The 7,300-nt window shown below is 67.6% G+C and carries 7 protein-coding genes and 1 pseudogene; 4 read left to right on the forward strand and 4 right to left on the reverse strand.

The window, feature by feature from the left end; genetic code table 11:
* Window positions 1-91: 91 nt before the first annotated feature.
* The 3 genes from ACIKT0_RS00870 to ACIKT0_RS00880 are packed head-to-tail and all read right to left on the reverse strand — an operon-like array spanning window position 92 to window position 2,583.
* On the reverse strand, window positions 92-835 hold the full coding sequence (locus tag ACIKT0_RS00870) for an ABC transporter ATP-binding protein (protein ID WP_407103536.1): 744 nt from the start codon (window positions 833-835) through the stop codon (window positions 92-94).
* Complete coding sequence (locus ACIKT0_RS00875) at window positions 823-1,530, reverse strand: ABC transporter permease (protein WP_407103537.1); 708 nt, start codon at window positions 1,528-1,530, stop codon at window positions 823-825. Before ACIKT0_RS00875 ends, ACIKT0_RS00870 begins: the two co-directional genes overlap by 13 nt.
* Before the next feature lie 54 nt (window positions 1,531-1,584).
* Window positions 1,585-2,583: an ABC transporter substrate-binding protein gene (locus tag ACIKT0_RS00880; RefSeq protein WP_407103538.1), complete on the reverse strand. Its 999-nt coding sequence runs from the start codon at window positions 2,581-2,583 to the stop codon at window positions 1,585-1,587.
* Between the two features lie 431 nt (window positions 2,584-3,014).
* Between ACIKT0_RS00880 and ACIKT0_RS00885 the strand changes: the two genes are divergently transcribed.
* From ACIKT0_RS00885 to ACIKT0_RS00900, 4 genes are read left to right on the forward strand one after another with little or no spacing between them, the layout of a single operon-like run.
* A complete protein-coding gene (locus ACIKT0_RS00885; RefSeq protein WP_407103539.1) occupies window positions 3,015-4,259 on the forward strand; it encodes an ABC transporter substrate-binding protein in 1,245 nt (414 codons plus the stop codon).
* A 49-nt stretch (window positions 4,260-4,308) separates the two neighbouring features.
* On the forward strand, window positions 4,309-5,316 hold the full coding sequence (locus ACIKT0_RS00890; protein ID WP_407103540.1) for a PQQ-dependent catabolism-associated beta-propeller protein: 1,008 nt from the start codon (window positions 4,309-4,311) through the stop codon (window positions 5,314-5,316).
* A gap of 49 nt (window positions 5,317-5,365) precedes the next feature.
* Complete coding sequence (locus ACIKT0_RS00895; protein ID WP_407103541.1) at window positions 5,366-6,172, forward strand: ABC transporter ATP-binding protein; 807 nt, start codon at window positions 5,366-5,368, stop codon at window positions 6,170-6,172.
* Between the two features lie 35 nt (window positions 6,173-6,207).
* Window positions 6,208-7,026, forward strand: coding sequence for an ABC transporter permease (locus tag ACIKT0_RS00900; protein WP_407103543.1), 819 nt, complete (start codon window positions 6,208-6,210; stop codon window positions 7,024-7,026).
* Window positions 7,027-7,191: 165 nt separating this feature from the next.
* Here ACIKT0_RS00900 and ACIKT0_RS00905 read toward each other — a convergent pair.
* A pseudogene (locus ACIKT0_RS00905) lies at window positions 7,192-7,300 on the reverse strand (hypothetical protein); the annotation flags it as partial.

The following is a 7,300-nucleotide window of genomic DNA, read 5'->3' on the forward strand; positions in this document are numbered from 1 at the left end:
GGCAAATGAGACGGTCGGCGACGGCCCGAAGCGCAAGCTTCGGGCCGTTTCCGCGTTTCGACGCTAACTAGAAAACCTCGGATCCGCGCCTTCAGGCCGCGACCGTAGGGCCCGCGCCCAGGACGGTTCCGCGCACGCGCTCGACCTCGCCGGCGGCGAGCCGCCCTTCCCGGCTGAGCTCCACCCTGACATCGCGCACCACCCGCACGGGCGGCCCGCCGAGCACGACCACGCGGTCCGCCAGACGCACGGCCTCGTGGCTGTCATGGGTCACGAACAGCACCGTCGTCGGCCGCGCCTCGATCAGCTCCGCCAGAAGGTCCCGGAGGCGGCTGGCGTTCGCCTCGTCGAGCGAAACGAACGGCTCGTCCATCAGCAGCAGTTCAGGCTCCAGCGCGAAGGCGCGCGCAAGCGCGACCCGGCGCTGCATGCCGAGCGAGAGGCGCTCCGGATAGACCTCTTCCGCGTCGCCGAGGCCCATGTCGCTCAGAACCGAGCGCGCCCGGTTCAGACTGTCGGCTCCGGGCGGCAGCGGCAGCAGCACGTTCTGCAGCACCGTCCGCCACGGCAGCAGCCGCGGGCTCTGGAAGACATAGGCGATCCGCGGATTCGGTCCGCCTGAGAACGAGATCCTGCCCTCGAAGCCGCGATCCACGCCCGCGATCATGTTGAGCAGCGTCGTCTTGCCGAGGCCCGAGGGTCCGAGCAGCGCCACGAAGCTCCGATCGGCGAGCTCGAGCCGGAAATCCCGGTAAAGCGCGCGCGCCGGCGCGCCGCGGGCCGCCGGAAACGTCTTCTCGTCGATCTCGATCGTGACGCCCGTCACCGCCGCCACCTGTTCACGGCCCGCTCCCAGGGCTGGATGATTCCGAGCTCGATCGCCTGGACGATCAGGCCAAACGCCAGCGCATAGGCCAGGATCGTCGCGACGTCGAACAGCTGGAAGGCCGTCTGAAGCTCGAAACCGACGCCGTTAGGCCGGCCAAGCAGCTCGACCACGAGCACGATCTTCCAGACCAGGGCGAGCCCGGAGCGCGCCGCGGCCGCGAAATAGGGAGAAAGCTGCGGCAGTATGACGTGCCTGAGCGTCTTCCAGCGCCCGAAGCGATAGACGGCGGCCATCTCCGCCAGGTCGCGGCTCAGCGCGGCCGCCCCTTCCCTCAGCGTCACGGCCACGTTCGGGATCTTGTTGATGGCGACCGCGGCCACCGCGGCCGCTTCGATCAGGCCGAACCAGACGTAACATAGGATGATGATGACGAGCGCCGGCAGGTTCAGGAACAGAACCACCCAGGGGCCGAGCAGGCGGTCAGCCGTGCGCGACATGCCAAGCAGGATGCCGAGCGCGGATCCGAGGGTCATGGCGATGAAGAAGCTCGCCGCGACGCGCGCCATCGTGATCAGCAAATTGCTCTGCAACGCGCCGGTCTTGGCCGCCGCGATCAGGGCGTCGAGCACGAGGTCCGGCGTCGGCAGAAGCCTGAAATCCTGCCGCAGCAGCGCCACCGCCCACCAGACTGCCACGAACATGGCGAGCGACAGAGCCCACCATCCCAGTCGACCCGCCGCCGCCAACTGACCGCCTCAGACCTTCGGGGACCAGAACAGCGCGGGATCGAAATGCGGGTTCGGGCCGACGAACTCCGCGCCCCCGAGGTCGGCCAGGAGCTCATAGAGCTTCTGCGACGACTTCAGGTCGGCCTCGGTCCAGGGACCGGGGACGCCGGACCGGAAATAGTCCCTCAGCCTCGCGAACTCCGCGTCCGACTTCACCTGCATGCTGGGGCGAAGGCGCTCCCAGGCCGCGTCGGAGGTCTTGAGCGTCGCATTGGCCGCGGCCACGGCGCGGAAAAAGCCTTCGACCTGCGCGCCGGCCTTGTCGAGCAGCGTTTCGCGCCAGACGAAGCCCACAAGCGGCGGCGGCGGCGTCAGGCCGAGCTGCTTCATGACGTCGCTCATGTCGACGAGGCGACGATATCCGCCCGCGTCCAGACGGGCCGCATAGTTCCAGTAGGTCAGGACGCCGTCGACGCGGCCAAGCCTCAGCTGCTCCGAGAGCAGCGGCGGGGCGCCGAACACCGGCTCCAGCATGGTCGCGATGTCGCCGTCGACCTTGTCGTGCGCATAGGCCCGCAGCAGCAGCCAGCTCTTGTCGAGCGGTCCGCCGGCGACGCCGAGCTTCTTGCCCTTGAGATCCGCGATCGAAGCGATCCCCGAGTCGCCGCCGACCATGACCGCCCCAAGCGCCGACGAGTAGGGCGCGAAACGGAACGGCTCGCCGTCCAGTCGACGGCGCATCGCCCACGGCCAGTCGCTCACCGCAAGGTCGCTGTCACCGGCCTGCAGGGAGACGGTCAGGGCCTGAGTCGAGGCGAGCTCGGTGCGGGCCATCGTGACCCCCTCCCGCGCGTCGAAGCCCTCCGCGTGGATCGTGTCGAGCAGCCAGTTCACGGTGCCGAACTTCAGGGTCGCGATACGCAGCGGCGCGGCGGCCGAGGCCAACGCGGGACGCAGCGCCGCCATGGCGGCGGCGCCTGCGCAGGCCGCGAGAGCAGCCCGGCGCGAAAGGCTCAGCGGGCTCATCAGGAAGCCTTCGGCTCAGCGGCCCGGGCAAAAGGCGCGGAGCACGAGGCCGCGAGCGCGCCGAACAGTGGAATCGCTGTGATGCGATGCATCGGCTCCTCCCCGGGGTCTTTCTTTTTACGGCGCTTCCGCTGCCCCTCGGCGCTCTGCGGAACGCCATACAGGATAAATTGCTGCCATGAACAGGTGAATCAAGCAAACGTCAGTACTTATTATTCTCTTATGCATTGCATTTGGCGGGAGCGAGAATATGGAATCGCTGGGAAATGTTCCTTGGTCGGTCGAGCCGGGTCGGATGCGGCGCTCTGCCTCATGACGACCCGCTCTCGACTTCGGCGGAACGGCGTCCAATAAGAACGGCACGGGCGGCGCGACCGCCCGCAGGAGGCGCTCATGATCGTCTTTTCCACCTGCTCCAGAGGCGGTCTGGCGTGAGGAGCGTCGCGACCTGCATCGTAGCGGCGCTGCTCGCGACCGGGGTGCCCGCGGTCGCCCAGACTGCGCCCGCCGCGCCCGCCCCCGCCCCCGCAACGCCAGGTCCCACGCCCAAGAACGCGGCCGCGCCGATGGAATTGACCTTCGGCGTGTTGCGTCAGTTTCCCGAAAATCCGCCGTGGTGGAACAACATCGTGACGTTGCCGCCGCAGGATGACGGCATCGCGGGCGCGAGCCTCGGCATTCTGGACAACAACACCACCGGCAGGTTCCTCAAACAGGACTTCAAGATCGTCGCCCAGGAGTTGGTGCCGAACGACGCCGACCCGATGCCGGCCTTCAACCGCATCCTGGAAAGCGGGGCGAAGTTCATCCTGCTCGCGGTTCCGGCCGATGCGCTGGTGAAGATGGCCGACGCCGCCAAGGGCAAGGACGTCATCCTGTTCAACGTCGGCGCGACCGACGACCGGCTCCGCGGAGCCGACTGCCGGGCCGACGTGCTCCACACCGCCCCCAGCAGGGCGATGCTGACGGACGCGGTCGCCCAGTACCTCGTCACCAAGCGCTGGTCCAAATGGCTGCTGCTGGTCGGGCGTCGTCCGGACGACAAACTCTACGCCGAGGCGGTCAGACGGTCGGCCAAGAAGTTCGGCGCCAAGATCGTCGACGAGCGGGCCTGGGACTTCGGGCCTGACGCCCGCGAGACCGGCAACGACATCATTCCCGTCTTCACGCAGGGCGCGAGCTACGACGTCATCGTCATCGCGGACGAGCTCGGCGAGTTCGGGCCGCTGATCGCCTATCGCAGCTGGGACCCCCGGCCGACAGTCGGCACCGCCGGGCTGAGAGCCACGACCTGGAACGTCACCGTGACCGGATGGGGCGCGGAGCAGATCCAGAACCGCTTCTTCCGGCAGTCGAAGCGCGGCATGCGCCCGCTCGATTTCCAGATGTGGCTGGCGATGCGGACGATCGGCGAGGCCGCCGCGCGCACCCGCTCCAACGACCCCGCCAAGCTGCGCGAGTTCATCTTCGGGCGGGATTTCGAGCTTGCGGGCTTCAAGGGCGGTTCTTTCACCTACAGGCCCTGGGATAACCAGCTCCGTCAGCCGATCGTGCTGACGACGGACGAAGCGCTGGTCACCGCGTCGCCGCAGCCGGGCTTCCTGCACCAGACCAACCCGCTCGACACGATTGGCTTCGACAAGCCGGAGAGCCAGTGTCGTTTCAACGCTCAGTGACAACGGCTGGCCACTCTCAGCCGCCCTCGTCTCACGCTGGAGATCGCCGATGAACTCTCGTCTGTCCGGCCGGGCGTCGCTTGCGCTCGTGAGGACCATGACGGCCGGGGTCGCGCTCGCCGCCCTCGCCGCGTTCCCTGCGCCGGCCTGGGCCGGCAAGGTGTTCGTGACCAACGAGCGCGATCACACCATGACGGTGCTCGACAGCGACTCGCTGAACATCATCGAGACGGTCAAGACGGGCCGCCGTCCGCGCGGGGTCACCGCCAGTCCCGACGGCAAGCTCATCTATGTCTGCGCGTCCGACGACGACCGCGTCGAGGTCTATGACGCCAACGACTACCGCCTCGTGAAGACGCTGCCGTCCGGGCCCGACCCGGAGCTGTTCGTCCTGCACCCTTCGGGGAACCCGCTCTACATCGCCAACGAGGATGACGCGCTCGTCACCATCGTGAACACCGAGACCGGCCAGGTCGAGGGTGAGATCCCGGTCGGCGTCGAGCCTGAAGGCATGGGGATCTCCCCGGACGGCAAGCTCCTGGTCAACACCTCCGAGACCACGAGCATGGCGCATTTCATCGACACGCAGACCAAGCAGATCGTGGAGAACGTGCTGGTCGACAGCCGGCCGCGCGTCGCCACGTTCACGCCCGACGGCAAGCACACCTGGGTTTCGGCCGAGGTGGGCGGCACGGTCTCGGTGATCGACAACGCCACGCACCAGGTGGTGAAGAAGCTCACCTTCTCGATCCCCGGGGTGAACGAAGAGGCGATCCAGCCGGTCGGCATTCGCATCACGGACGACGGAAAGACCGCCTTCGTCGCGCTGGGCCCGGCCAACAGGGTGGCGGTCGTCGACGTCCCCACCTATGAGACGAAGGCGTATCTGCTTGTCGGCCAGCGTGTCTGGCAGCTGGCGTTCTCGCCGGACGGCAAGACCCTCTACACCACCAACGGCAACTCCAACGACGTGTCCGTGATCGATGTCGACAGCCTCAAGGTGAAGAAGTCGGTCGCGGTCGGTCGGGCGCCATGGGGCGTGGTGGCCATCCCGTGACAATCCACGCGCTGGCGCGGCCGGGCCGGCGGCCTAGATGAGCCCAGTGATGACGATCGCACCGCAGAGCCGCGCGCCGGGCGCGCCTTCCGAACCGGCTCTCAGCGTGACCGGCGTCACCCACACGTTCGGCGCGCGTAAGGCCCTGGATGACGTTACGCTGGAGGCGCCTCGCGGCGCCTTCACGGCTCTTGTCGGTCAGAACGGCGCAGGCAAGACCACGCTGTTCTCCCTGATCACACGGCTTTACGACAACCGTTCCGGGACTATCCGGGTCCTCGGCCACGACGTCCGGCGGGATCCGGCTGGGGCGCTGTCGCAGCTCGGGGTGGTGTTTCAGTCCCGCACGCTCGATCTTGAGCTGACCGTTCTCCAGAACCTGCTCTACCACGCGGCGCTTCACGGCATCGGGCGGCGTGAGGCCAAGGAACGCGCTTACGTCGCGCTGCGCCGCGTGAACCTCGAGGCGCGGGCCAAGGATCGCGTCCGGGCGCTCTCCGGCGGCCAGATGCGACGGGTCGAGATTGCGCGCGCGCTGCTCCACCAGCCGAGCCTTCTTCTGCTCGATGAGCCCACCACCGGCCTCGACATCGGTTCCCGCCGCACTCTCATCGAAGAGGTCCGGCGCCTGATCGATGAAGACGGAATCGGCGTGCTCTGGGCCACCCATCTGGTCGACGAGATCGAGGTGGCGGATCGGGTGGTCGTGCTCCACAAGGGCAAGGTGATGGCCGACGGCACTGTCGACGAACTGAGAGCGATGGCGGGCGCCGAGGACGTCGGCGCCGCGTTCCTCGCCGTCGTGGGCGCGGACGACGCAGAGGCGGTGGTTCTGGCCCGGAGGGCTTCGGCGTGACGATCGCCACGACGGCTCCGCGGGTGGAGCGGAGCATCACTGCGGGCGGCTATCTGGTTTGCCTCGGCGGCATCGTCTGGCGCGAGAGCCTGCGCTTTCTGCACCAGCGCGGGCGGTTCCTCTCCGCGCTGGTCAGGCCGCTCGTCTGGCTCTTCATCTTCGCCGCCGGCTTCCGGGCCACGCTCGGCGTCTCGATCATCCCGCCCTATGAGACCTATATCCTCTACGAGGTTTACATCGCGCCGGGGCTGATCGCGATGATCCAGCTGTTCAACGGCCTGCAATCGTCGCTCTCGATGGTCTACGACCGCGAGGTCGGGGCGATGCGCATCCTGCTGGTCAGCCCCTACCCTCGCTGGTTCCTGCTGGTCTCCAAGCTGGTCGCCGGCATCGCGGTTTCCTTGCTGCAGGTCTATGCGTTCCTGCTGGTCGCCTATTTCTGGGACGTCCGCCCGGACGATCCCATCGGCTACCTGACGGTGCTGCCCGCTCTGATCCTGACCGGCTTCATGCTGGGCGCGATGGGCCTTGCGATGTCGTCGGTGTTCAAGCAGCTCGAGAACTTCGCGAGCGTGATGAACTTCGTCATCTTCCCGATGTTCTTCGCCTCGTCGGCGCTCTACCCGCTGTGGCGGGTGCAGCAGTCCAGCATCCTGCTCTACGAGATCTGCCGCTATAACCCGTTCACTTCGGCGGTCGAGCTGATCCGGTTCGCGCTCTACCGCCAGGTCGATTGGACGTCCCTTGCGGTCGTCGCCGGCTGCTCCGTCGTGTTCCTGGCGGCGGCGATCTTCGCCTATGATCCATCCACCGGCCTGACCTCCCGGCGGGGCGGCCCGGACGCCGCGAAATGACAGCGCCGTTGTCGCGTTCAGGAGAAGGAATAGCCATGAGACGCACGGTCCGGCCTCTGGTCTTCGGCGCGGCCGTTCTCCTCGCGCTGGCGTCCGCGGCTTCGGCGCAGCCGAAGACGCCGCTCCCACCGCGCGACACGCCGAGGGCGCCGCAGCCCGGCCAAAGCGGACCAGCGTTTTGGAGTCCTTGCCGGTCAGCTCGTTCTGGGTGGCTGAGGGCATCGCGATGTCGCACGGCACGCTCCAGATCGAGCCGCCTTCGACATAGCGCGCC

This window comes from Hansschlegelia beijingensis (genome assembly GCF_045505405.1).
GTDB lineage: Bacteria > Pseudomonadota > Alphaproteobacteria > Rhizobiales > Methylopilaceae > Methylopila > Methylopila beijingensis_A.

Coding starts and splice junctions, on each gene's coding strand:
- ACIKT0_RS00875 (WP_407103537.1), bottom strand. CDS start 1,530: ATGTTCGTGGCAGTCTGGTGGGCGGTGGCGCTGCTGCGGCAGGATTTC.
- ACIKT0_RS00880 (WP_407103538.1), bottom strand. CDS start 2,583: ATGAGCCCGCTGAGCCTTTCGCGCCGGGCTGCTCTCGCGGCCTGCGCA.
- ACIKT0_RS00890 (WP_407103540.1), top strand. CDS start 4,309: ATGAACTCTCGTCTGTCCGGCCGGGCGTCGCTTGCGCTCGTGAGGACC.
- ACIKT0_RS00895 (WP_407103541.1), top strand. CDS start 5,366: ATGACGATCGCACCGCAGAGCCGCGCGCCGGGCGCGCCTTCCGAACCG.